The 22,986-nt window shown below is 53.4% G+C and carries 26 protein-coding genes, 1 pseudogene and 1 other annotated feature; of the genes and pseudogenes, 11 read left to right on the forward strand and 16 right to left on the reverse strand.

Features of this window, described 5'->3' with window-relative positions; all coding sequences use genetic code 11:
- Positions 1-5 precede the first annotated feature (5 nt).
- Positions 6-1,025: an ABC transporter ATP-binding protein gene (locus tag ACCW76_RS15800; RefSeq protein WP_038646659.1), complete on the forward strand. Its 1,020-nt coding sequence runs from the start codon at positions 6-8 to the stop codon at positions 1,023-1,025.
- Positions 1,022-2,026, forward strand: coding sequence for a murein tripeptide/oligopeptide ABC transporter ATP binding protein OppF (oppF, locus tag ACCW76_RS15805; RefSeq protein ID WP_436339112.1), 1,005 nt, complete (start codon positions 1,022-1,024; stop codon positions 2,024-2,026). Before ACCW76_RS15800 ends, oppF begins: the two co-directional genes overlap by 4 nt.
- Positions 2,027-2,079: 53 nt before the next feature.
- Here oppF and ACCW76_RS15810 read toward each other — a convergent pair whose 3' ends face one another.
- Together ACCW76_RS15810 and cls are read right to left on the reverse strand one after the other, a co-directional pair.
- Complete coding sequence (locus tag ACCW76_RS15810) at positions 2,080-2,409, reverse strand: HI1450 family dsDNA-mimic protein (RefSeq protein ID WP_196250121.1); 330 nt, start codon at positions 2,407-2,409, stop codon at positions 2,080-2,082.
- 37 nt (positions 2,410-2,446) lie between these two features.
- Positions 2,447-3,907 (reverse strand): cardiolipin synthase, encoded by a 1,461-nt coding sequence (gene cls, locus ACCW76_RS15815; protein ID WP_436339114.1) that lies wholly within the window; start codon positions 3,905-3,907, stop codon positions 2,447-2,449.
- A 163-nt stretch (positions 3,908-4,070) separates the two neighbouring features.
- Here cls and ACCW76_RS15820 point away from each other — a divergent pair, with 163 nt between their 5' ends.
- On the forward strand, positions 4,071-4,244 hold the full coding sequence (locus ACCW76_RS15820; protein WP_097117257.1) for a YciY family protein: 174 nt from the start codon (positions 4,071-4,073) through the stop codon (positions 4,242-4,244).
- A gap of 16 nt (positions 4,245-4,260) precedes the next feature.
- On the opposite strand, the gene ACCW76_RS15825 is transcribed toward ACCW76_RS15820, so the two are convergent.
- Positions 4,261-4,431, reverse strand: a complete 171-nt coding sequence (locus ACCW76_RS15825) for a hypothetical protein (protein WP_166936081.1) — start codon at positions 4,429-4,431, stop codon at positions 4,261-4,263.
- A gap of 3 nt (positions 4,432-4,434) precedes the next feature.
- Entirely contained in the window at positions 4,435-4,731 is a 297-nt protein-coding gene (locus ACCW76_RS15830; protein WP_034828845.1) for a YciI family protein, read from the reverse strand.
- Positions 4,732-4,936: 205 nt separating this feature from the next.
- Between ACCW76_RS15830 and tonB the strand changes: the two genes are divergently transcribed.
- Entirely contained in the window at positions 4,937-5,659 is a 723-nt protein-coding gene (gene tonB / locus ACCW76_RS15835; RefSeq protein WP_176505717.1) for a TonB system transport protein TonB, read from the forward strand.
- 53 nt (positions 5,660-5,712) lie between these two features.
- Here the strand turns inward: tonB and yciA are convergent, their stop codons facing one another.
- From yciA to ACCW76_RS15850, 3 genes are read right to left on the reverse strand one after another with little or no spacing between them, the layout of a single operon-like run.
- Positions 5,713-6,129 carry an acyl-CoA thioester hydrolase YciA gene (gene yciA, locus ACCW76_RS15840; RefSeq protein WP_038646664.1) on the reverse strand — a complete coding sequence of 139 codons (417 nt, stop codon included), beginning with the start codon at positions 6,127-6,129 and terminating at the stop codon, positions 5,713-5,715.
- Positions 6,130-6,182: 53 nt separating this feature from the next.
- Complete coding sequence (locus tag ACCW76_RS15845) at positions 6,183-6,722, reverse strand: septation protein A (RefSeq protein ID WP_436339116.1); 540 nt, start codon at positions 6,720-6,722, stop codon at positions 6,183-6,185.
- A gap of 59 nt (positions 6,723-6,781) precedes the next feature.
- The gene (locus ACCW76_RS15850) at positions 6,782-7,516 is read right to left on the reverse strand and encodes a YciC family protein (protein ID WP_034828852.1); all 735 of its coding nucleotides are present in this window, start codon (positions 7,514-7,516) and stop codon (positions 6,782-6,784) included.
- Positions 7,517-7,856: 340 nt separating this feature from the next.
- Here ACCW76_RS15850 and ompW point away from each other — a divergent pair, with 340 nt between their 5' ends.
- Entirely contained in the window at positions 7,857-8,489 is a 633-nt protein-coding gene (gene ompW, locus ACCW76_RS15855) for an outer membrane protein OmpW (RefSeq protein WP_038646668.1), read from the forward strand.
- Between the two features lie 60 nt (positions 8,490-8,549).
- Here the strand turns inward: ompW and ACCW76_RS15860 are convergent, their stop codons facing one another.
- A complete protein-coding gene (locus ACCW76_RS15860; protein WP_034828856.1) occupies positions 8,550-8,864 on the reverse strand; it encodes a BON domain-containing protein in 315 nt (104 codons plus the stop codon).
- On the opposite strand from ACCW76_RS15860, the gene ACCW76_RS15865 reads away from it, so the two are divergent.
- Positions 8,809-9,090, forward strand: a complete 282-nt coding sequence (locus tag ACCW76_RS15865; RefSeq protein WP_167540439.1) for a hypothetical protein — start codon at positions 8,809-8,811, stop codon at positions 9,088-9,090. The two genes, ACCW76_RS15860 and ACCW76_RS15865, sit on opposite strands and share 56 nt — an antisense overlap.
- 23 nt (positions 9,091-9,113) lie before the next feature.
- The gene (locus ACCW76_RS15870; RefSeq protein ID WP_436339118.1) at positions 9,114-9,551 is read left to right on the forward strand and encodes a hypothetical protein; all 438 of its coding nucleotides are present in this window, start codon (positions 9,114-9,116) and stop codon (positions 9,549-9,551) included.
- Between the two features lie 45 nt (positions 9,552-9,596).
- Here ACCW76_RS15870 and trpA read toward each other — a convergent pair whose 3' ends face one another.
- The 5 genes and pseudogenes from trpA to ACCW76_RS15895 form a co-directional block, all read right to left on the reverse strand.
- The gene (gene trpA / locus ACCW76_RS15875; RefSeq protein ID WP_436339120.1) at positions 9,597-10,400 is read right to left on the reverse strand and encodes a tryptophan synthase subunit alpha; all 804 of its coding nucleotides are present in this window, start codon (positions 10,398-10,400) and stop codon (positions 9,597-9,599) included.
- Positions 10,400-11,593: a tryptophan synthase subunit beta gene (gene trpB, locus ACCW76_RS15880; protein ID WP_436339122.1), complete on the reverse strand. Its 1,194-nt coding sequence runs from the start codon at positions 11,591-11,593 to the stop codon at positions 10,400-10,402. Before trpB ends, trpA begins: the two co-directional genes overlap by 1 nt.
- A gap of 45 nt (positions 11,594-11,638) precedes the next feature.
- Positions 11,639-13,006, reverse strand: coding sequence for a bifunctional indole-3-glycerol-phosphate synthase TrpC/phosphoribosylanthranilate isomerase TrpF (gene trpCF / locus ACCW76_RS15885; protein ID WP_436339124.1), 1,368 nt, complete (start codon positions 13,004-13,006; stop codon positions 11,639-11,641).
- A gap of 1 nt (position 13,007) precedes the next feature.
- A pseudogene (gene trpD / locus ACCW76_RS15890) lies at positions 13,008-14,601 on the reverse strand (bifunctional anthranilate synthase glutamate amidotransferase component TrpG/anthranilate phosphoribosyltransferase TrpD).
- Complete coding sequence (locus ACCW76_RS15895; protein WP_436339126.1) at positions 14,601-16,163, reverse strand: anthranilate synthase component 1; 1,563 nt, start codon at positions 16,161-16,163, stop codon at positions 14,601-14,603. Before ACCW76_RS15895 ends, trpD begins: the two are co-directional and overlap by 1 nt.
- Before the next feature lie 24 nt (positions 16,164-16,187).
- Positions 16,188-16,292 (reverse strand) — a sequence feature (Trp leader region).
- A 154-nt stretch (positions 16,293-16,446) separates the two neighbouring features.
- On the opposite strand from ACCW76_RS15895, the gene rnm reads away from it, so the two are divergent.
- Both rnm and ACCW76_RS15905 read left to right on the forward strand, forming a co-directional pair.
- Complete coding sequence (gene rnm, locus ACCW76_RS15900; protein WP_045814394.1) at positions 16,447-17,331, forward strand: RNase RNM; 885 nt, start codon at positions 16,447-16,449, stop codon at positions 17,329-17,331.
- Between the two features lie 12 nt (positions 17,332-17,343).
- Positions 17,344-17,964 (forward strand): L-threonylcarbamoyladenylate synthase, encoded by a 621-nt coding sequence (locus tag ACCW76_RS15905; RefSeq protein WP_045814395.1) that lies wholly within the window; start codon positions 17,344-17,346, stop codon positions 17,962-17,964.
- Here ACCW76_RS15905 and ACCW76_RS15910 read toward each other — a convergent pair whose 3' ends face one another.
- Complete coding sequence (locus ACCW76_RS15910) at positions 17,965-18,621, reverse strand: serine protease (RefSeq protein WP_436339129.1); 657 nt, start codon at positions 18,619-18,621, stop codon at positions 17,965-17,967. It abuts the gene before it with no gap.
- An 819-nt stretch (positions 18,622-19,440) separates the two neighbouring features.
- Between ACCW76_RS15910 and rluB the strand changes: the two genes are divergently transcribed.
- Positions 19,441-20,358 (forward strand): 23S rRNA pseudouridine(2605) synthase RluB, encoded by a 918-nt coding sequence (gene rluB / locus ACCW76_RS15915; RefSeq protein ID WP_436339130.1) that lies wholly within the window; start codon positions 19,441-19,443, stop codon positions 20,356-20,358.
- 36 nt (positions 20,359-20,394) lie between these two features.
- On the opposite strand, the gene cobO is transcribed toward rluB, so the two are convergent.
- Both cobO and ACCW76_RS15925 read right to left on the reverse strand, forming a co-directional pair.
- Positions 20,395-20,982, reverse strand: a complete 588-nt coding sequence (cobO, locus tag ACCW76_RS15920) for a cob(I)yrinic acid a,c-diamide adenosyltransferase (protein WP_045832150.1) — start codon at positions 20,980-20,982, stop codon at positions 20,395-20,397.
- Positions 20,979-21,743, reverse strand: a complete 765-nt coding sequence (locus ACCW76_RS15925; protein ID WP_436339132.1) for a YciK family oxidoreductase — start codon at positions 21,741-21,743, stop codon at positions 20,979-20,981. Before ACCW76_RS15925 ends, cobO begins: the two co-directional genes overlap by 4 nt.
- Positions 21,744-21,917: 174 nt before the next feature.
- Between ACCW76_RS15925 and sohB the strand changes: the two genes are divergently transcribed.
- On the forward strand, positions 21,918-22,964 hold the full coding sequence (sohB, locus tag ACCW76_RS15930; RefSeq protein ID WP_200679409.1) for a protease SohB: 1,047 nt from the start codon (positions 21,918-21,920) through the stop codon (positions 22,962-22,964).
- Positions 22,965-22,986 lie beyond the last annotated feature (22 nt).

Below are 22,986 nucleotides of genomic sequence, written 5' to 3' on the forward strand. Positions count from 1 at the left end.
TCCCGATGACCATACATGAATTTCAGCCAGCAATGGCTGCACGTGCGGGAAACAGTAACCTGCTGCTGGATGTTAAAGACCTGCGCGTGACCTTTGGCACCCACGATGGTGATGTCACCGCAGTCAACGACCTGAACTTTTCACTGCGTGCCGGCGAAACCTTGGGTATCGTCGGTGAATCGGGATCGGGCAAGTCGCAAACCGCTTTCGCCCTGATGGGCCTGTTGGCAAAAAACGGACGCATTGGCGGTTCGGCAAAATTCAATGGCGATGAGATTCTCAATCTGCCGGAGAACAAACTGAACAAGCTGCGCGCCGAGCAGATTGCGATGATTTTCCAGGACCCGATGACCTCGCTTAATCCGTACATGCGCGTCGGCGAGCAGCTGATGGAAGTGCTGAAACTGCATAAAGGGATGAGCAGCGCGCAGGCGTTTGAAGAGTCCGTACGCATGCTGGATGCGGTGAAAATGCCTGAAGCACGCAAGCGCATGAAAATGTTCCCGCATGAGTTCTCTGGCGGCATGCGTCAGCGTGTGATGATTGCCATGGCACTGCTGTGCCGTCCTAAATTGCTGATTGCCGATGAACCAACCACGGCACTGGATGTGACGGTGCAGGCACAAATCATGACGCTGCTGAACGAGCTGAAACGCGAATTCAACACTGCGATCATCATGATCACGCACGATCTCGGCGTGGTTGCCGGTATCTGTGACAAAGTGCTGGTGATGTACGCTGGTCGTACCATGGAGTATGGCCGCGCACGCGATGTGTTTTATCAGCCTGCACATCCTTACTCCATTGGCTTGCTAAGTGCGGTGCCGCGCCTGGATGCGGAAGAGGGGGATTCACTCACCACGATTCCTGGCAACCCGCCTAACCTGTTGCGCTTGCCGCAGGGCTGCCCGTTCCAGCCACGTTGCGCCTTTGCGATGGACGTCTGTGCCAAGTCACCGCCGCTGGAGCCTTTCGCGGAAGGGCGTTTGCGTGCCTGCTTCAAACCGGTAGAGGAATTAGCATGAGCACCGTCATCGAAGAGAAGAAAGTCTTACTGGAAATCGCCGATCTTAAGGTGCATTTCGATATTAAAGACGGCAAACAGTGGTTCTGGCAGCCGCCAAAAACATTGAAAGCAGTGGATGGCGTCAGCCTGCGCTTGTATGAGGGGGAAACCCTCGGCGTAGTGGGCGAATCGGGCTGTGGTAAATCAACCCTGGCACGCGCCATCATCGGCCTGGTGAAAGCCACCGATGGTCGTGTGGCCTGGCTGGGACGTGATTTATTGGGACAGAGTCAGGATGAGTGGCGCCAGGCGCGCAGCGATATCCAGATGATTTTCCAGGATCCGCTGGCCTCGCTGAACCCGCGCATGACCATTGGCGACATCATTGCCGAGCCGCTGCGCACCTACTATCCGAAGATGCCAAAGCAGGAAGTGAAGGATAAGGTGAAGAACATGATGATGAAGGTTGGGCTGCTGCCAAACCTCATCAACCGTTATCCACACGAGTTTTCCGGTGGTCAGTGTCAGCGTATCGGTATTGCGCGTGCGCTTATCCTCGAACCCAAGCTGATTATTTGCGATGAACCGGTTTCGGCGCTGGATGTGTCGATTCAGGCGCAGGTAGTGAATTTGCTGCAGCAGCTGCAAAGTGAAATGGGATTATCGCTCATCTTTATTGCGCACGATCTGGCGGTGGTGAAGCACATCTCTGACCGTGTGCTGGTGATGTATCTCGGTCATGCGGTCGAGTTGGGCACCTATGACTCGGTGTACAACAATCCGCAGCATCCTTATACCCGTGCACTGATGTCTGCGGTGCCGATCCCGGATCCGGATCTGGAAAAAAACAAACAGATCCAGCTGCTGGAGGGTGAACTGCCTTCACCGATCAATCCGCCATCGGGCTGCGTATTCCGCACCCGTTGTCCGATTGCCGGACCTGAGTGTGCGAAAACGCGTCCGTTGCTGGAGGGCAGTTTCCGCCATGCAGTATCCTGTTTGAAGGTCGATCCTTTATAAGGTCGAAAAGAAAACGCCGGGCAATTGCCCGGCGTTGTTTTATGCATCAGCGATTATTCACGCCAGAGAATGTGGCACAGCTTATGGTCTTTCTCGCGGCACAGTAGCACGCGGGCAAACACATCGGTAATCGGCTCGCCGTCCGCTTCACCCAAACCAATCACCACTTCCGCAAAGAAGTCCGGGTTGAGATCGAAATCGACGTGCTCCTGCCAGTCTTCCGACGGGTCAAACAACTCTGCACCGCCGCGCTCTTCAAACTGCAGATTGAACAGAATGATGTCAGCCGGATCGAGGTTATCACCTGCCAGTTCTAGAAAAATGTCGTAGGCCTGTTCCAGCGTTTCATCTTCGGTAAGGCGATTATTTAAATCCATGGTCATTCCTGCTTACTCTGAGGCGGTAATCTTGTCGCTCGTTTTACAGTAAAGGGCTAAAGAAGTAAAACAGTCGTTCAACGATGCGTTGCCACCACGCACGTTTAGCCCAGCGCGCACCATCCAGTAAGCGTGAGCGGGCGATATAGTCATCCTGCACCGTGGCCAAATCGCTGCCAAATCCATCATCATCCACCACCAGCGTGATTTCAAAATTAAGCCACAGGCTGCGCATATCAAGGTTTACGGTTCCGACCAGACTCAGCTGTCCATCGACCAGCACGCTTTTGGTATGCAGCAAACCGTCTTCAAACTGATAAATTTTTACGCCTGCTTCCAGCAACTCGGTGAAGAACGCGCGGCTGGCCCAACCCACCAACAGCGAATCATTGTGGCGTGGCACCACAATACTGACTTCCACACCGCGTTGCGCAGCGGTGCAGATGGCGTGCAGCAGGTCGTCACTGGGGACGAAATAGGGCGTCGTCATGATCAGCTGTTCACGTGCGGAATAGACCGCCGTCAACAGCGCCTGGTGAATCATATCTTCCGGGAAGCCCGGCCCCGAAGCGATCACCTGGATGATATGACCGCTTTCCTGCTCAAAGGGCATGATGTTGGCATCCGGCGCGGGCGGCAGAATGCGTTTGCCGGTTTCGATCTCCCAGTCACAGGCATAAACGATGCCCATCGTGGTCGCGACCGGCCCTTCCATACGCGCCATCAGATCGATCCATTGACCCACGCCTGCATCCTGCTTGAAGTAGCGAGGATCGACCAGGTTCATGCTGCCGGTGTAGGCAATATAGTTATCGATGAGCACCACTTTACGATGCTGTCGCAAATCCATCCGGCGCAGGAATACACGCAGCAGGCTCACTTGTAACGCCTCAACCACGTCGATACCGGCATTGCGCATCATATTCGCCCAGGGGCTGCGGAAAAATGCCACGCTGCCCGCGGAGTCCAGCATCAAGCGACAATGCACACCCCGGCGTGAAGCCGCCATCAGCGACTCCGCGACCTCATCCGCCAGGCCGCCCGGATGCCAGATGTAAAACACCATCTCGATGTTGTGACGAGCCAGTTGGATATCACGGATCAACGCATGCATCACATCATCAGAGTTAGTGAGCAGCTGCAGCTGATTGCCTTTTACACCCGGAATGCCCTGACGATGGTGACAGAGTTCAAATAATGAACGTGCCACGTCACTGTGCTCGGTGGCAAAGATATGGCGGCACTGTTTGAGGTCGTTAAGCCACTTGGCGGTGGAGGGCCACATGGTGCGTGCGCGCTCCGCCCGGCGTTTGCCCAGATGAAGTTCACCAAACGACAGATACGCGATAATACCCACCAGCGGCAGAATATAGATGATCAGCAACCAGGCCATGGCGGACGTCACTGCGCGGCGTTTCATCAGGATACGCAGCGTGACACCCGCAATCAGCAACCAGTAGCCGAACAGCAGCAACCAACTGATTAGGGTATAAAATGTAGTCATTAAGTGGACATCCTGTTCGCGCTTTGATGAGGAAAGTTTACGTGCTGAATAGCACTAGTGAAACCTTTAATCGTGAATGACAGTTCAATGAAGCTTTCGATTTGGCATTTTCAATCAGATCTTTATAATGCCTGGCGAGTTTAGCCTGTGTGATGAGGATGTGATGAGACGAAGCAGAAATGAAGTGGCACGCTGGAGAATGTTACGTCAGGTACACCGCCGTCGTGCACGTTGGCTGGAAGGACAGTCACGTCGCTATAAACGTATCCATGCTATTCGTCATCAGGTGGCGCAGCAGCATCGCCGATCCATCCTGTTCATCACGCAGAATATGTAAATGGCTTACGCGGCCGTTAAGCGCCGCGTAACACCAGAGAGACATTGACGATCTGTAATGCGGCCGCCAGCACGACTAACATCACAATGTGCTGCCGGGCCTGGCGCCAGCCTTGCTGACGCCAAATCCAGAGTGCTCTGCCAATCAGCGTTAACACCGCTACCAGCAGTAAAACAGACTGCCACATCGATTAAAATACGCGTTTAAACGGTTTGACCGCCACTTTCTCATACACGCCAGCGGCAATGTACGGATCGTCATTAGCCCAGGATTGTGCGGTTTCCAGCGAGGAAAACTCGGCAATGATCACTGAACCGGTAAAACCTGCTGGACCCGGATCGTTGCTATCGACAGCGGGCATTGGGCCAGCGGCGATCAGTCGACCTTCATCCTGCAGTAACTGCAAGCGCGCGAGATGCGCAGGGCGTACGGAATTGCGTTTTTCCAGTGAATCTGCGGTATCTTCCGCATAAATGACGTAAAGCACGATGGGGTACTCCCGTTAGACTTGCCGAAATTGCGAGACACGTTAAGTGATCGTTAATCAGAGTGCAAATGAAAGATAAATCCACCGTCATATAGCGCAATCCCCGCTAAAAAACGCCTTTCTGCGAGTGGCTTACACATCGCTTATTGAAACTGATTGCTATTTGCATTTAAAATCTGCGCTTCACTCAATGAATATGACTGATATGACGACGTTGACTACGCCTCTTCCTACACGTACCCCCGTAGCTATGATCTTGTCCGTGGTACTCCACGGCTCGCTGATTGCGGGCATTCTCTATGCATCGTTTCATCAGACCATTGAGGTTCCGAAAGCATCCCAGCCAATCAGCGTGACCATGGTGGCGCCTGAAGTGCAGCCAGAACCGGCTCCCGCCGTGGTGACTCCGCCACCGCCAGAGCCCGAACCTGAGCCGGAAGTCGCACCAGAGCCGCCTAAAGTTGAGCCCGTGCCGATTCCGAAACCTGAACCGAAGCCCAAGCCAAAACCGAAGCCCAAGGTAGAGAAAAAGGTCGAGCCGAAGCCGCGTAAAGAAGTGAAGCCGCAGGAGAATCCGGTTAAGCAGGATATCCCGACCACCCAGACGCGTCCGACCACGGCACCGAAAAGCAATCCAGCACCAACGCAGACCGTCTCTGACGGGCCGAAAGCGATGAACGTGAGCAAACCTGCCTACCCAGCGCGCGCGTTTGCGTTACGCGTGGAAGGGCGTGTACGCGTACAGTTTGATGTGGATAGCGATGGTCGTGTCGATAACGTGGAAATTCTCTCTGCCGAACCGCGCAATATGTTTGAGCGTGAAGTGAAGCAGGCCATGAAGAAGTGGCGTTATCAGCCAGGTCGTCCTGGCAAAGGCCTGACCATGAACATTGTGTTCCGCATTAACGGCGGCGCTAACATCGAGTAAGCCTGGGTTCGAGGCAAAGAAAAAGCGGTCATTGACCGCTTTTTTTATCGCTGTTAATCGGCAAGATTGGCTTTGCCAGGTGGCAGCGGACGGGATTTTCCGGTGTTATCCACGGCGACGTAAACAAAAACCGCTTCAGTGGCGCAATACGTTTGACCGATTGGCTCAGACGAAACCTTCTTGATCCACACTTCTACATTGATGGTCATCGAACTGTTGCCGGTACGTATGCAACGCGCATAGCAGCTCACGACATCGCCCACGGCTACCGGTTTCAGGAACGACATGCCATCAACACGTACGGTGACCACACGACCTTCGGCGATCTCCTTGGCCATGATGGCACCGCCCATATCCATCTGTGACATCAACCAGCCGCCAAAAATATCCCCATTGGCATTGGTATCCGCTGGCATCGCCAGGGTGCGCGACACCATTTCGCCTTGCGGCAATTTATGTTTTTCGTCCATTGCTCAGTTCTTCTGCAGGTGAAGAGAAGCCCGACAGTGTCGGGCGGAGTGGCTTATTTTTGTTCTTGTTGCGGCATCTGTCGCCAGATGTACACGCCGCTAAACAGAGTAAACAGTAGGGTCAGGCCGGTCAGACCAAACACTTTAAAGTTAACCCAAAACTCTTGTGATAACCAAAACGCAACATAGATATTTACCAGGCCGCAGACGAAGAAGAAGATGGCCCAGGCAATATTCAATCGACGCCACACAACGCCGGGCAGCTGCAGTTCTTTGCCGAGCATGCGTTGAATCAGCGGCTGTTCCATAAAGAACTGGCTATAAAGCAGGGCCAATGCGAACAGGGAATAGATCACGGTGACTTTCCATTTGATGAACTCATCGTTATGGAACACCAGCGTCAATGCGCCAAACACCGTCACCAGTGCGAAGGTGAACAGCGTCATCTTTTCCAGTTTGCGATACAGCACCCAACTGACGACCAGCGCCAGGCCCGTAGCAACAATCAGGGCGCCAGAGGCGACAAAGATGTCGTACAGCTTGTAGAAGATGAAGAAAACTACCAGGGGAAGAAAATCAAGTAACTGCTTCATAGTGTTTCCAGTTAGGGCAGGAGCATTCAATTAAGGCGCTCCGCAGAGCGCCACTGCTGTTAACGTAACAGCATATACAGTCGGTACAAATAGATAATCAGAATCGCGGAGACCAGATTACCCAGCGCATTCATCACCACCGATGCGATGTTCACCGGTAGCACCGTGAGTGATGAAATAAGGAACATCAGCACAATCTTCGCCAGTAACCACAACACGATGGCGGGGGCGATGACTTTCATGTTCTTCCATGCCAGTTTCATACTGGCGCGCATCGCGCCAATCACGCCCATTTTCTCGCTGACCAGCATCACCGGTGCCAGTGACAGCAGAATCGCCAGAATCACGCCAGGCACCATCAATACCATAAAGCCGATTTGCACCAGCAGGGTAATCAGGAAGGTCTGCAGCAGCAGTTTCGGCAGCAGTGGCGCGGAGGCACCGATCGCTCGCAGCGCACTCACACGTTGGCCATTCGAAACCAGTGGGATCAGGCACAGCATACCGCCCAGCAGCAGCGTGTTGCCGATCAGGGCAGCGAAGGTGCCGGCAGCTGAAGCACGCAGCAAGATGCGTTGCTGATCCGGTGACATATTCTGTACCAGTTCAAACAGTGAAGTTGCACTGTCGTCAGCCTGACTAAGAAGCGATAACTGGTCTTCGCCTGGGGTTAATGCATGACCGACAATCACCGTAATGAACGACGTCAGCAACGCCATCAGCACAATAGTAACCAGCTGATGACGCAGAAAATTTCCTGTGTCACGGTATAACGAGCTTGCCGTGATAGACATGTACTCTCCTTGATGGAACCGGGTTAATTAACCCGGCGATTGTACATGTTCTGTGGGCTGGCGGGCACCCGGAAGACCATAACTTTGTGTCATCTCTGGTAAAGAATAGGAAATTGTCACTCGCAACCGGTTCATAAAATGTGCAAACCCACTTGATCTGCGTTCAAGCCCTCCTCAGCGGTTTTTCTTCATGACGTGCAATGCGGGAAATTGATCTGAATCAATCCATTGTTTTTTAAGTGATTAATTTGAATTGATGCAGATGATCTTTTACCAAAAAAGGGTTAGATCTTGTGCCGCAAACCCGATTAAGACCTTACTTTTCTGCAAAGGAGTGATTATGAAACTGGCAAAATGCGCATTGCTCATGGCTCTGGCTATTCCTCAACTGGCACTGGCCCATCAGGCGGGTGATTTCTTCATGCGTGCCGGCAGCGCGACTGTTCGTCCAACCGAAGGCTCTGACAATGTGCTGGGTATGGGCGGCTTTAGCGTGAGCAACGACACCCAGCTTGGCTTGACCTTCACCTACATGGCGACGGACAACATCGGTGTTGAGCTGCTGGCGGCGACACCGTTCCGCCACAAAGTTGGCCTTGGTGCCACCGGAAATCTCGCTACCGTGCGCCAGCTGCCGCCAACGCTAATGGCACAGTACTATTTCTTCGATAGCAGAAGCCCGGTGCGTCCGTATGTTGGGGTGGGTATCAACTACACCACGTTCTACGATGCCAAATTTAATCAAACCGGCCAGGACGCAGGCTTAAGCGATCTCAGCGTCAAAGATTCATGGGGTGTGGCGGGTCAGGTGGGGATGGATTATCAAATCAACCGTGACTGGATGCTAAACGCATCCCTGTGGTACATGGACATTGATACTACCGTGAAATTTAAAGCCAACGGTGAGCAGCAGAACATTAACACGCGCATCGATCCGTGGGTGTTCTTCTTTGGTGTGGGCTACCGTTTCTGAGGCAACAACCGAAACACAACGGGCGACCCAAAGGCCGCCCGCTGAATGATGGGTTCGCTGTTACTTAATCTGCATATTGTTAACCACAGATTTAACGCCTGCCACACTGCGGGTCACCGTCACTGCACGGTTCGCCATCTGCGGAGAACTGACAAAGCCGCTTAACTGCACTTTTCCTTTAAAGGTTTCGACGTTGATCTCGGTGGATTTCAGCGAGTCGTCATTCAACAACTGTGCCTTAACCTTGGTGGTGATCACCGTATCATCGATATAGCCCCCGGTCCCTTCCTTTGTTGCTGTTGGTGCACAGGCGCTCAGTGTGATCGCCATTACCGCAGCCATTAATAATCCTGCAACGACTTTGAAAAAATTCATTGGTTATCTCCCTGTCTTAGATGGTGTTTCACCGCAACGAGACGGTGCGATTAATTGTGGTATGCGCTTTTCAAATCGGCAAATCGCCTGGGGTGAAAAAGATGGAAATACGCGATTTTTACCACTTATTGATCCAATGAAGGCAGCAAGGCAAACGGTAAGCTGGAAGAGCAGGGCAAAACTAATAATAAAACAACAAGACGATAAGCCGACAGGTGCAAATTGAAGCATCAGGCAGGGAAAAAAATAATGAAAAAGTGTGCCATTCTGGCGATAGCGACGATCAGCTATCTGTCCTACCTCCAGCTATTTGCTTCACAAATTTTGCCGGTGCCCAGCGCACAGGCAGAACCGTTGATCAATCCACACCTTGGTACCCTGTGCAAGGCGGCTACCGCGCTGAGTTTTGGCCGCAACTTCAAAATTATGCAGCTGGACAAGGTGGATGAGCAGGGCGTGGCGTGGGTGCACTATATCCGGCCGTCCGACCAATCACGCTGGGCCGTGCGCTGCCGGATCCAGGGCGAGAGAGTTATCTTGATGTCAGATAATCCAGATAGCAGCGGACGCTGGCGTGAGGGGCCAGAAGACGAGAAGCTGACGTGGCAAATCAGAAACGACATGCTGACGATGAAGCTGAGATATCCTGATGGTTCGGGAGATGAGCAAACGTTCAGGCTGGAATAATCAAGAGAAGACCTTATTCGCAACCGCGAATAAGGTCTTAAAGATTTAGCGCGTACCGGCTTTCAGATCACTGACAAACGCTTTGAGTTCAGCTAACAGCGTGTCGGGATCGTTCTGGTTACGTTCGATGATCTTCACAATCGCTGATCCCGAAATTGCACCCGCCGCGCCCGCCGCGATGGCTTCTCTCACCTGACTTGCTTCTGAGATACCAAATCCCTGCAACGAGGGGGCAGCGTGATATTCGCTCAGCTTCTCAATCAAATGATTCAGCGGTTGGCTGGCACGATTCTCTGCACCCGTCACGCCCGCGCGCGACAACAGATAGGTATAACCGCGGCCGTGTGAGGCAATCTCCCGCAGCAAATCATCATCTGCATTCGGCGGGCAGATGAAGATTGGCGCAACGTTATGACGCATCGCAGCCTGACGGAACGGCGCAGACTCTTCAACCGGTACATCCGCCACCAGCACGGAATCAACGCCGACGGCTTCACACTGCGCGTAGAAGTTGTCGATACCTTTACTGAACACCAGATTAGCGTACATCAACAGCCCAATCGGCAGTTCAGGATACTTCTGGCGCACGGCGGCAAGGATCTCGAAACACTGCGCGACAGTGGTACCCGCCGCAAAGGCACGTAAGGTTGCCCCCTGAATTGTTGGGCCGTCCGCCAGCGGATCGGAGAATGGAATGCCCAGCTCTAACGCATCGGCGCCACCTGCTACCAGGGTATCGATGATCTTCAGTGACAGTTCAGGGGTCGGATCGCCAAGGGTGACGAAAGGAACAAAAGCGCCTTCTTTCTTCGCCGACAGACGTTGAAACAGCTGATTATAACGTTCCATCAAATCTCTCCCTTAGCTTTCAAAATATCGTGAACGGTGAAGATGTCTTTGTCGCCGCGACCGGACAAGTTAACCACCAGCAACTGCTCTTTCTCCGGATTCTCGCGGATCATTTTCAGCGCGTGCGCCAGAGCATGAGAGGATTCCAGAGCCGGAATAATGCCTTCTGCACGACACAACTCTTTGAACGCTGACAGCGCTTCATCATCGGTAATTGACACATACTCGGCGCGACCAATGCTGTTGAGATGGGCGTGCTGTGGGCCGACAGAAGGGAAGTCGAGGCCAGCAGAAATGGAATAGGACTCCTCTATCTGGCCTTCCTCGGTCTGCATCATTGGCGCTTTCATGCCGAAGTAGATACCGACGCGACCGTGCTTAAGTGGCGCGCCGTGTTCGCCGGTTTCGATGCCGTGACCCGCGGGCTCAACGCCGATCAGACCGACGTTGGTGTCATCAATAAAGTCAGCGAACATGCCGATGGCATTGGAACCGCCACCCACACAGGCCAGCACCGCATCCGGCAGACGGCCTTCACGCTCCAGAATCTGCGCTTTGGTCTCTTCGCCAATCATGCGCTGGAATTCACGCACAATGGTCGGGAAGGGATGCGGACCGGCTGCTGTGCCGAGCATGTAGTGCGCGGTTTCATAGCTACCAGACCAGTCGCGCAGCGCTTCATTACAGGCATCTTTCAACGTAGCCGAACCACTGTGCACCGGAATCACTTCTGCGCCCATTAAACGCATACGGAACACGTTGGGTGACTGGCGCTCAACATCTTTTGCGCCCATGTAAATGCGACACTTCATGCCCAGCAGCGCGCACGCCAGCGCTGAAGCCACGCCATGCTGACCGGCGCCGGTCTCAGCGATAATTTCATTTTTGCCCATGCGCTTAGCGAGTAGCGCCTGGCCCAACACCTGGTTGGTTTTGTGTGCACCACCGTGCAGCAAATCTTCACGCTTCAGATACAGGCGGGTTTTCGTGCCTTTGGTCAGATTGCTGCAAAGCGTTAATGCGGTGGGACGGCCAGCATAGTTTTTCAACAGATCGGTAAATTCAGCCTGAAATTCGGGATCGCGCTGCGCCTCAACAAAGGCGCTTTCTAACTGGCGCAGAGCGGGCATTAAAATCTGTGGAACATATTGACCGCCAAACTCGCCAAAGTAGGGATTCAATAACGTAGTCATCTTTCATCTTCCTTATGCGGCCCGCACATCGGCGGGCGAGCGAAATTAATAGGCGCGCAGCGTGCGGAATACCGCCGCGACTTTACTGGCATCTTTGATGCCGGGCGCGGATTCTACGCCAGAGTTAAAGTCCAGTCCGGCGCAGCCCAGTTGTGCAGCCTCTACACAGTTGTCGGCGCTTAATCCGCCGGCCAGCAGCACGTTGCTCAGGTCTTCACCCTGCAGCAGTGACCAGTCAAATCGCTGTCCGCTGCCGCCCTGGCCGTTATCGAACACGTAACGATCCACATGCGGCCAATCGCGGGCTGGAAGGCTGCCGCTAATACTCAGCGCCTTCCAAATTTTTACCTCTTCTGGCAGGGCGCTGCGCAGTTCTGCGACGAACGCCTGATCTTCATCGCCATGCAATTGCACAGCAGAAAGTTTAAGTGACGTGGCGTGCGTGACAACGTCACTTACAGTGTTATTGCGGAATACGCCGACATACTTCAGTGGTGCAGCCGCTATCACATTTTGCGCTTGTTCGGCGCTGACTTTACGCGGTGAACCCTCAGCAAAGATCACCCCGCCATAAATCGCTCCCGCTTCGTGCGCAATACGCGCATCTTCAGGTCGGGTCAGGCCGCAGACTTTGTTGTCACCGAGCAATACGCGACGCACGCCAGCATTTAGATCGGCTTCTTCCATCAGCGCGGAACCAATCAGGAAACCGTTGGCGAAGTGGCTCAGCTCACGCACTTGTGCGTAGTTATGAATGCCCGATTCGCTGATGACCGTGACACCGTGGCTTAAACGTGGTGCCAGTTGGCGGGTGCGATTCAAATCGATGGACAGATCGCGCAAGTCGCGGTTGTTGATGCCCACGACCTTCGCCTCCAGCGCAATGGCACGCTCCAGTTCTTCTTCATTGCTGACTTCAGTCAGTACGCCCATTTTCAGGCTATGCGCCACGGCGGCGAGCTGACGATATTGCTCATCATCCAGCACGGACAGCATCAGCAGGATGGCATCGGCCTGATAGTGGCGCGCCAGATAGATTTGATAGGGGTCGATAATGAAGTCTTTGCACAGCACCGGTTGAGTAATCGCGGCGCTGACGATGGGCAGAAAGTCAAAATCACCCTGGAAATACTTCTCGTCAGTTAAGACGGAAACAGCCGAGGCGTGATGACGATAAACCCCGGCAATGGTCGCAGGATCAAAATCTTCACGGATCAAACCCTTCGACGGTGACGCTTTTTTGCATTCCAGGATGAACACCGTGCGCGTGCCGCGCAGCGCATCGTAAAAGTGGCGTCCTGCAGGCTGCAAGCTGTTCTGGAAGGTCGCCAGCGGCTGCTGTACCTTGCGCGCTTCAACCCAGACGGCTTTATCCTGAACAATTTTCTCTAAAACGGTGCCCTTGATACTCATCTCATCCTCTCGCTGCCAGAGCAACAACGCGCTCGTAAGCCTGACCACTGCGAATTGCGGTGATGGCGCGCTGAGCGTTGTCGCGCAAATCTTCATTTCCGAATACTTTCAGCAACATTGCGACGTTCACCGCAACGGCCTGCTCATGGGCCGGCTGGCCTTTACCCTGGAGTAAACGCGCCAGAATGTCACGGTTTTCTTCCGGCGTGCCGCCCGCCAGTGCTTCTTTATCATGGAAGCCAAAGCCGAAGTCTTCTGGTGTTAACTGATAACCGGTGATTTCACCGTCACGAAGCTCAGCAACCTGGGTCGGACTGTGTAGCGCCACTTCATCCATCCCGCCGCCATGCACCACCGCCGCACGCTGATAACCGAGCACTTTCAACGTTTGAGCAATCGGCAGCACCAGTTCCGGGCTGTAAACGCCGATGACCGCGAGAGGAGGCCGTGCCGGGTTAATTAAAGGGCCCAGCACGTTAAATAAGGTGCGGGTTTTTAACTGTTGACGCACCGGCATCGCATGGCGGAATCCGCTGTGATATTGCGGGGCGAACAGGAAGCAGACGTTCAGATCGTCCAGTGCCTTACGCGCTTTTTCCGCCGGCATATCCAGATCGATCCCAAAAGCGGCCAGCAGATCGGAAGAGCCGGATTTGCTCGAGACGCTGCGATTGCCGTGTTTTGCCACTTTCAAGCCGCAAGTTGCCGCGACAAAGGCGCTGGCGGTGGAGATGTTAATGCTGTTGCTGCCGTCACCGCCGGTGCCAACGATATCGGCAAAGGTGTAATTCGGACGCGGGAACGGTTTCGCGTCTTCCAGCAGTGCCGTAGCGGCACCCGCAATCTCTTCCGGGCGCTCGCCACGGACTTTCATGGCAATCAGCGCGGCGGCTAATTGGGTTGGCTCCAGCTGCCCTTTAATAATGGCGCTAAAAAGCTGGTGGCTTTCCGCCTGGCTCAGGGTTTGTGCCTGATAGAGTTTTTCCAGAATAGTTTGCATCATAATCTCCCTATTATTTCGCCAGCGCCCAGGCCAGCGTTTGCTCTAACAAACGTGCACCCTGGGTGGTGAGAATCGATTCGGGGTGGAACTGGAAGCCACACACACGGTCGGCATCATGGCGAACGGCCATGACCATGCCGTTGTAGCTGGCGTTAACGGTCAATTCGGCAGGCGTATTGCTGCCCACTAGCGAGTGGTAACGGGCCACCGGCAACGGATTGCTCAGTCCGCTAAACATCGCTTCACCATCATGATTAATCGAAGAGGCTTTGCCGTGCAGAATCTCACCGGCCTGGCCTACATGACCACCATAAGCCTCAACAATCGCCTGATGACCGAGGCAAATGCCAATAATCGGCAGGCGACCTCGCAGGGCTTGCAGCAGCGCAGGCATGCAGCCGGCATCTTTCGGTGCACCGGGGCCAGGGGACAGCATCAGCACAGGGTTCTCCATCTGCTGCAGGCGTTCAATCAGTACGTCAGCAGGGACGTTATTGCGGTAAATCATCACGTTGTGGCCAAAGGTACGCAGCTGATCAACGAGGTTATAGGTAAAGGAGTCGATATTATCGAGCAACAGGATATCGGCCATCAGAAAATCTCCTTGCAATGATGGGCTGTGGCGATGGCACGTAATACCGCGCGCGCTTTATTGCGGCTTTCATCCGCTTCAGCCTGAGGCTGAGAATCCAGCACCACACCGGCACCGGCCTGCACGGTGGCAACACCGTCTTCTACCCACGCGGAGCGAATCACGATGCAGGTATCCAAATCGCCGTGTGCGGTGAAATAGCCGACCGCACCGCCATAGCTGCCACGACGCGTACCTTCTTTCTCAGCGATTAACTGCATGGCACGCACTTTGGGTGCGCCGCTTAAGGTGCCCATGTTCATGCAGGCGCGATAGGCGTGCAGGACGTCAAGATCGTTACGCAGCGTGCCGACCACGCGAGAGACCAGATGCATCACGAAAGAGTAACGGTCGACTTTGGTCAGGTCTGCCACATAGCGGCTACCGGGAACGCAGATGCGAGCCAGATCATTACGCGCCAGATCCACCAGCATGAGATGTTCTGCCAGCTCTTTATGGTCGGTGCGCATTTCCAGTTCGATACGGCTGTCGAGATCGCGATCCAGTGAACCATCGGCATGACGGCCACGTGGACGTGTACCGGCAATCGGGTAGATCTCAATCTGACGTGAAGTAGCGTCATACTTGAGTGAGCTTTCTGGTGAAGCGCCAAACAGCGCAAAGTCCTGATCCTGCATAAAGAACATATATGGGCTGGGATTGCTGTGCTTCAGCGTGTCATAAGCGGCCAGTGGAGAAGGGCACGGCAGCGAGAAGCGGCGCGATGGCACCACCTGGAAGATTTCGCCGATGCGAATCGCTTCCTGCATTTCACGCACCACGTTGCAATACTCTTCATCGCTCTGGTTGGTGCTCAGTGCCATTTGCTCAACGCGCTGAACTGGCAAGGCCGGGGCAGGCTGCGTCATTTGACCGCGCAGTTGCTCAACACGACTCTGCAAGCGCTGGAATTCGCTGGTGGACGGGCTGAACAAACTCGCCTGCAGACGAGCGCTGCGCGTCTGGTGATCAATCACCAGCAGGGTTTCAGCCAGGTAGAAGCAGTAATCCGGGCAGCTATGCTCGTTACGCAGTTCAGGTAAATCTTCGAAACCGGCCACCAGGTCATAAGCAAAAAGGCCGCCGAGGAACATCGCCTCACGCTCTTCCTCCGGGCTGTTCACCAACTGCGGAATCAGGCGCAGTGCGTCGAAAACAGATAATGCTTTCAGACGTGAATCTTCATCATGCAGGCCCTGAGGCAGCGGGAAATGCAGCACGCGGCCATCCGGGCGCGCTTCAATTCTGACATCCTGCGGCAGTGCTTCATCCAGCAGTGGCAGAATGGTGCGGCCGTTTTCTGACAGCGCCTGTAATGTCACCACGTTGCCCAGTGCGCTGATGCGCAGGGCGCTATCCACAATCAGTAAGCTTTTCAGATTCTTTTTGCTGTCGATATCGGCCGATTCAAGCAGCAGAGTTGCCGGACGTGCGCCGCAAATTTGATGGAACACTGCGGCCGGATCTTCGCGGTAGGGCGCGGTACCGGTAATCAACTTCAATGTAGGTTTCGCATTAGCCATTATTGTCATCTCTGAATTTCGCTCAAAAAAAAGCCCGCTCGGTGGCGGGCTCAGGTATCTGCACAGTGGTTACGCATGTTGTGCACGACGACGTCGCCCCTTTAAAGGATTATCGCGCCACCAACCTTTTGCATGCGTACCAAAATTAGCCATGATGAGATACCCGTTACGTGTGAACTTGTGTACTAGTTAACTGGTTCAGGTGAAAAAAGTCAATACCCTTTTTCAGTCAGGGTCAAAATCGTTATCATGCCAGCCGAGTTAAGTTGCTGCTGGAGTTACCTTGTCGGATATTGCCCGTTTTCCCCTTTACGATTTACACAGCCATACCCAGGCGTCTGACGGTTTGCTGACCCCTACCGAGTTGGTGCAACGTGCCGTCGAAATGAAAGTAGGGGTACTGGCGATTACCGATCACGACACCATTGCTGGCGTGGCAGAAGCGCAAGCCGCCGTGCTGCAACAGAATCTACCGATTCGTATTCTGGCCGGATTAGAAGCCTCTACATTGTGGGAAAACCACGAAATTCATATCGTAGGTTTGAATGTGGATTGCCAGCACCCGGCGCTGACTTCGTTTCTTGAGCAACAGCATCAATGCCGTGTTGAACGGGCGCAGCTGATCGCAGAACGCCTCGAACGTGCCCGCATTCCTGACGCGTGGGTTGGCGCGCAACGCCTGGCGCAGGGCGGTGTCATCACCCGTGGTCATTTCGCCCGTTATCTGGTCGAGATCGGTAAAGCCGATAACATGGCGCAAGTGTTCAAGAACTATCTTGCCCGTGGGAAAACCGGCTATGTGCCGCCGCAATGGTGTACAATTAAACAAGCTATTGATGCCATTCATCATTCTGGCGGCGTTGCGGTACTCGCACATCCGGGTCGCTATGGATTGTCTGCAAAGTGGCTTAAACGACTGATTGCACATTTCGCCGAGGTCGGTGGTGATGCAATGGAAGTGGCGCAGTGTCAGCAGGCACCCAACGAGCGCACGCAGCTCGCGACATATGCGCGCGACAATAAGCTGGCGGGATCGCAGGGATCAGATTTTCACCAACCCTGTCCGTGGATAGAACTGGGGCGCAAATTATGGTTGCCAGGCGGCGTTGAACCCATCTGGGAGCGCTTTCCTGCGCTAGCGCCCGCCGTAACTCTTGCAGACAGGTGACATGAGGTTTTTATGAGTCAATTTTTTCACATTCATCCAGATAACCCGCAACCGCGCCTCGTCAATCAGGCGGTCGATTATCTCAATAAAGGTGGCGTGATTGTCTATCCCACTGATTCGGGTTATGCGCTGGGCTGCCGACTGGAAGAGAAGAACGCCATGGAGCGTATCTGCCGTATCCGGCAGTTAGATGGCAACCACAACTTTACTTTGATGTGTCGCGATCTGTCTGAGCTCTCGACGTATTCGCAGGTGGACAATACCGCGTTTCGTATTCTGAAAAATAATACGCCGGGCAGTTACACCTTCATTCTTAAAGCGACCAAAGAAGTGCCGCGTCGTTTGATGAATGACAAGCGTAAAACCATTGGTTTGCGCGTACCTTCTAACCCGGTGGCGCTGGCGTTACTGGAGAGATTGAATGAGCCGATGATGTCTACTTCGCTGATGTTGCCCGGTAATGACTTCACGGAATCGGATCCGGAAGAGATTCAGCACAGCATCGGTAAGCTGGTGGATCTGATCATTGATGGCGGCACGTTAGGGCAGCAGCCGACGACGGTGATCGATCTCACCAGCGATGTCCCGGTTGTGGTTCGTGAAGGGGTCGGCGACACGCGCCCGTTCCTCTAATCACGCGTGGTCAGGCGGCGTTAACGTCGTCTGGCCAATATTTTTTTCTAACCAATGTTTAAAATCACCGTACGGAATATACAGTGAAACATCTTTGAGGATGACTTGTTTGCTGCGCACATTGGAAATTTCATGGCTGTAGCCCACAATCACTCCGCCAATTGTCTGGTCAGCATTATATACCGCGCCCCCCGACATTCCCTGCACAACGCCAGCATTTGATGCCATTGCCATGCACGGTTTTTTATTCCATTTATTGGTAATCGCTGTGCGCGCTAAATTAACGCCACTTGATTCCACGGGCATAGCAGAAATAAAGCTGTAACCGTACATCTTAATGGGCTCACCCACTTTACTGGTGCGGAATTTTGCCAGCGTTTCCGGGCTATTCTTATGATAAATAATCGCGACGTCGCAATAAGGATGATAAGCCTTAACACGCTGCACGGCAGTGGTGGCGACGTGCGCAGCTGTCAGGCTGTACTCTGGCGTTAAAGGGATGGTTGTACCAAGGATACCCAGACCCAGTACCGTCGGGATGCCTGTCACGCTCATATCCACATGATCAAGCGCCGCGCGACTATACTCAGTATGGCCCACGGAACAGCCGCTCAGTGCCAGCGCCGCGAGGGCAGGCCAAAGCAGAGAGGTTTTCATGATAGTCATCTTCTTTTAAGCATGTCAGGAAAATCCCTGGTGAAGACTTTCGACATGCAAATTAAATTCATTCCGTGAATGAATAAACGCGCCAATTCCTGCGTGCGCCGGTTTATATTATCAACAATGCCACAGTGATTTCGTTAATGGCTTGTTAGAGAAACGAGTGTAAATAGTAAAGGTTACGCTTTTATAAATACGGCACACTCTGTTTCAGGCTTAAATTTTACACAATTTTTTAATCAGAACAATTCATCAAATTTAATCTGAATCAAATAATGCGAAAATACAGACTTAATCCAACCTGCAGTGCCAATTAACTGGTAATTTAAATTTACTGGATTAATGAGCCTAATTTATCCCGGTTAATTGGTGTTTTATCCCGTTTTACAGTTTGGGTTTAGATTTTATGTTTGGGATTATCCTTAAGCGTGGTGCGCAATGCTAGCAGACCAGTCTTGAAAAGCGCTAATGTATCACGGGTCTAAAGTGGGGGTAATAACCAGGCTTATAGTGCCAGCAGCAAATGATAAAAATTCAGTCACTTGGCGCATGAAGAAGAGAAGTGCGGTTGGTGTATCTATCAGCAGCGTAAATGTATAGGCATATGGCACTAAACGAGTGACGCAGCCTTTGGCCTTTATTATCGGCAGCAAAGGAAAAGGTGTTAACGAAACTTGCGTTAGTGTAAAATCGCGGGCCGCCTGAGATGGCATGCGCTATGCTCAGCGGTAACAGATTCTGATATGGGAACTGGTAATCCCCGTATCGTACCTCTTCTTACCACGACGCCTGGGAAGGCGACAACGAGGCATCTCCATGAGTGAGAAACTACAAAAAGTATTAGCGCGCGCCGGTCACGGTTCACGCCGCGAAATCGAAACGATGATTTCAGCCGGACGCGTCAGCGTCGATGGCAAACTGGCGACGCTGGGCGATCGCATTGAAAATGATAAATCCCTGAAAATTCGTATTGATGGCCATCTGGTTTCGATTGCTGAATCCGCAACCGAAGTCTGCCGGGTGCTGGCGTATTACAAACCAGAAGGCGAACTCTGTACCCGTAACGATCCTGAAGGGCGCCCAACGGTATTCGACCGCCTGCCACGTCTGCGCGGTTCACGCTGGATCGCTGTGGGTCGTCTGGACGTTAACACCTGTGGTCTGATGTTATTCACCACCGATGGTGAACTGGCGAATCGTCTGATGCACCCAAGCCGTGAAGTTGAGCGTGAATATGCGGTGCGTGTATTCGGCGAAGTGGATGACGATAAAATTCGTCAGCTCAGTAAAGGTGTGCAGTTAGAAGATGGCCCGGCATCGTTCAAAACCATTAAGTTTGCTGGCGGTGAAGGCATCAACCAGTGGTACAACGTCACCCTGACTGAAGGACGTAACCGTGAAGTCCGCCGTCTGTGGGAAGCCGTAGGTGTGCAGGTTAGCCGTCTGATGCGCGTCCGTTATGGCGATATTCAGCTGCCAAAAGGCTTACCACGCGGTGGCTGGATGGAGATGGAATTACCGGCGGTTAACTATCTTCGTACGCTGGTGGATATGCCGGAAGAGACGGTGACGAAAGTCGCGGTTGAAAAAGACCGTCGTCGTACTAAAGCCAATCAGATTCGTCGTGCGGTAAAACGTCATAGCAATGTGAGCGGCAGCCCACGTCGCGGTGGCAGCAGTAGCAGCTGCAACAGCAGCACGCGGACCAGTGGAACCAACAAACGCGGTTCCTGATATGCCCGTGACGCCGCATGAAGCGGCGTCACTGTTTTACCAATCTATTCCCTGCTGAGCCTGAATGCCTGCATCAAACGCATGCTTAACCGGGCGCATCTCGGTCACGGTATCCGCCATCTCGAGCAAGGTTCGATGGCAGCCTCGACCGGTGATAATCACACTTTGCTGAACCGGACGTTGTCCCAGCACGCGCACCAGTTCATCCAGATCCAGATAATCCATGCTGACCATATAGGTGATTTCATCCAGGATCACTAAATCCACATGCTCATCGGCAAGCATACGTTTTGCCTGTTGCCAAACCTGTTGGCAGGCGGCGGTATCGGTCTCCCGATTCTGGGTATCCCAGGTAAAGCCGGTGGCCATCACCTGAAATTCCACGCCATGCTGCTCCAGCAAATTGCGCTCACCATTTGGCCATTCACCTTTAATAAACTGCACGGCGGCAACGTTTTTACCGTGTCCGCAAGCGCGTAAAGCCGTACCAAAGGCGGCGGTGGTTTTGCCTTTGCCATTGCCGGTGAACACCATCAAAATGCCGCGCGCTTCTGTCGCGGCGGCAATGCGCGCATCAACCTGTTCTTTTAAACGCTGCTGTCGCTGCTGATGACGATCACTCATGCGCTGGCAGGTCCCGGTTTGCGTCCCGGCTGCGCATCAAAGCTGATGCCGGTTTTGCGACGGCTATCATCGCCCATTAAATAAAGATAAAGCGGCATCAAATCGGCAGGCGTTTTCAGTAAGCTAGCATTTTCTTCCGGGAAAGCGCTGGCACGCATTTTAGTGCGGGTGCCACCAGGATTGATGCAATTTACCCGAAGATGGCGATTTTTATACTCATCGGCCAGCACCTGCATCATGCCTTCGGTGGCGAACTTCGACACCGCATAGGCTCCCCATCCCGCACGGCCGGTGCGACCCACGCTGGACGTGGTAAACACCAGTGAACCGGCGTCTGATTTTAGTAGTAGCGGCAGCAATGCCTGGGTTAAATAGAAGGTGGCGTCAAGATTGATCTGCATCACCTGGCGCCAGACCTGAGGATCGAGTTCCGCCAGCGGGACGATTTCACCCAGAATCCCGGCATTGTGCAGCACACCATCGAGCCTTGGCACCAAAGCGGCAATCTGATCGGCCACCTCGGCACAGTTTTCTGGTGTGGCATGCGACAGGTCCAGCAGCAAATGTGATGCGAGCTGCTTATTCAGTTGATTGATGGCATGTTCCGTTTGTTGCAGCGTCTCGGCATTGCGGCCCAGCAAAATGACGCGTGCGCCGTAACGCGCATAAGTCAGTGCCGCTTCACGGCCAATGCCGTCTGAAGCGCCGGTCACGAGGATAATGCGATTTTCCAGTAGATCGCTTTTCGGTTGATAATGCACAGCGATGTCCTTTGGCAGGTCAGAGGGTTTTTGGCTTTATGCCTCAATTTGGCGTCAGGTGCAATCATCGCGCCTCGCATTCTGTGCCGCCTGCGGGCATTTCAGGCGACGAAAGTCGCTAAAGCGGGTAAACTCAGCCCTTGTTTGTAATTCACTGTTTAATAAGGCGGCAGAATGGATTTACTCTCCAGTTATGGATTATTTCTGGCCAAGGCCGTCACCGTGGTGGTGGCGTTCGCAGCTATTGTTCTGATTGTGCTCAATGCCGCGATGCGTAAACGCCACAGCGGTGGTCAACTGCGCTTGACTCATCTCGACGATGATTATCGTGAAATGAAGGAAGACCTGCAGTTGGCGAAGATGAAGCCACAGGCGCAAAAAGTGTGGCTGAAGCAGCATAAAAAAGAAGAGAAGCAAAAAGCCAAAATCGAGAAGCGCAATGCCAAAGCCGGAGTAAGCGAAGCCACTAAATCCACTCTCTACGTGCTGGAGTTTAAAGGTAGCATGGATGCGGGTGAAGTCAGTTCTTTGCGTGAGGAAATTTCCGCTGTGCTGGCGGTGGCAGTGCCGGGAGATGAAGTCTTGCTGCGTCTGGAAAGTCCGGGTGGCGTGGTGCACGGTTATGGCCTGGCCGCATCTCAGTTGCAGCGCCTGCGTGACGCGGGCCTGCAGTTGACCGCAGTCGTCGATAAAGTGGCGGCGAGCGGTGGCTATATGATGGCTTGTGTTGCGGACCGTATTGTTGCGGCGCCTTTCTCCATTATTGGCTCAATTGGTGTGGTCGCGCAGATCCCCAACTTCAACCGCCTGCTGAAGCGTAATGATATTGACGTTGAACTACACACCGCGGGTCAATATAAGCGCACGCTGACCTTGTTTGGTGAAAACACCGACGAAGGCCGTGAGAAGTTCCAGGAAGATCTCAACGAAACTCATCTGCTGTTCAAAGAGTTCGTTCAGCAGATGCGCCCAACACTGGATTTGGAAAAAGTGGCCACTGGTGAACACTGGTATGGACGCCAGGCGCTGGATTTGGGCCTAATTGATGAAATCGGCACCAGCGATGCGTTAATTATCAAACAGATGGACCGGTTCAATGTGTTGGGCGTGCATTATGCACGGAAGAAGAAAATGATGGACCGTTTCACCAACAGCGCCAGTCTGGCGGCCGAGCGGTTAATTCTGAAAATATGGCAGCGCGGTGATAAGCCGCTGTTGTAAGCGAGCCCGGCAAATGCCGGGC

The sequence above is a fragment of the Pantoea sp. C8B4 genome, assembly GCF_051336905.1.
GTDB lineage: Bacteria > Pseudomonadota > Gammaproteobacteria > Enterobacterales > Enterobacteriaceae > Pantoea > Pantoea rwandensis_B.

Bases quoted from the DNA above. Each gene is read 5' to 3' on its own strand.
- ACCW76_RS15910 (WP_436339129.1), bottom strand. From the start codon at position 18,621: ATGAAAACCTCTCTGCTTTGGCCTGCCCTCGCGGCGCTGGCACTGAGC.
- cls (WP_436339114.1), bottom strand. From the start codon at position 3,907: ATGACTACATTTTATACCCTAATCAGTTGGTTGCTGCTGTTCGGCTAC.
- ACCW76_RS15810 (WP_196250121.1), bottom strand. From the start codon at position 2,409: ATGACCATGGATTTAAATAATCGCCTTACCGAAGATGAAACGCTGGAA.
- sohB (WP_200679409.1), top strand. From the start codon at position 21,918: ATGGATTTACTCTCCAGTTATGGATTATTTCTGGCCAAGGCCGTCACC.
- cobO (WP_045832150.1), bottom strand. From the start codon at position 20,982: ATGAGTGATCGTCATCAGCAGCGACAGCAGCGTTTAAAAGAACAGGTT.
- ACCW76_RS15825 (WP_166936081.1), bottom strand. From the start codon at position 4,431: ATGTGGCAGTCTGTTTTACTGCTGGTAGCGGTGTTAACGCTGATTGGC.
- trpB (WP_436339122.1), bottom strand. From the start codon at position 11,593: ATGACTACGTTATTGAATCCCTACTTTGGCGAGTTTGGCGGTCAATAT.
- ACCW76_RS15845 (WP_436339116.1), bottom strand. From the start codon at position 6,722: ATGAAGCAGTTACTTGATTTTCTTCCCCTGGTAGTTTTCTTCATCTTC.
- tonB (WP_176505717.1), top strand. From the start codon at position 4,937: ATGACGACGTTGACTACGCCTCTTCCTACACGTACCCCCGTAGCTATG.
- trpA (WP_436339120.1), bottom strand. From the start codon at position 10,400: ATGGAACGTTATAATCAGCTGTTTCAACGTCTGTCGGCGAAGAAAGAA.
- ACCW76_RS15905 (WP_045814395.1), top strand. From the start codon at position 17,344: ATGAGTCAATTTTTTCACATTCATCCAGATAACCCGCAACCGCGCCTC.
- trpCF (WP_436339124.1), bottom strand. From the start codon at position 13,006: ATGAGTATCAAGGGCACCGTTTTAGAGAAAATTGTTCAGGATAAAGCC.
- ompW (WP_038646668.1), top strand. From the start codon at position 7,857: ATGAAACTGGCAAAATGCGCATTGCTCATGGCTCTGGCTATTCCTCAA.
- yciA (WP_038646664.1), bottom strand. From the start codon at position 6,129: ATGGACGAAAAACATAAATTGCCGCAAGGCGAAATGGTGTCGCGCACC.
- ACCW76_RS15870 (WP_436339118.1), top strand. From the start codon at position 9,114: ATGAAAAAGTGTGCCATTCTGGCGATAGCGACGATCAGCTATCTGTCC.
- ACCW76_RS15800 (WP_038646659.1), top strand. From the start codon at position 6: ATGACCATACATGAATTTCAGCCAGCAATGGCTGCACGTGCGGGAAAC.
- ACCW76_RS15895 (WP_436339126.1), bottom strand. From the start codon at position 16,163: ATGGCTAATGCGAAACCTACATTGAAGTTGATTACCGGTACCGCGCCC.
- ACCW76_RS15860 (WP_034828856.1), bottom strand. From the start codon at position 8,864: ATGAATTTTTTCAAAGTCGTTGCAGGATTATTAATGGCTGCGGTAATG.
- oppF (WP_436339112.1), top strand. From the start codon at position 1,022: ATGAGCACCGTCATCGAAGAGAAGAAAGTCTTACTGGAAATCGCCGAT.
- rluB (WP_436339130.1), top strand. From the start codon at position 19,441: ATGAGTGAGAAACTACAAAAAGTATTAGCGCGCGCCGGTCACGGTTCA.
- ACCW76_RS15820 (WP_097117257.1), top strand. From the start codon at position 4,071: ATGAGACGAAGCAGAAATGAAGTGGCACGCTGGAGAATGTTACGTCAG.
- ACCW76_RS15850 (WP_034828852.1), bottom strand. From the start codon at position 7,516: ATGTCTATCACGGCAAGCTCGTTATACCGTGACACAGGAAATTTTCTG.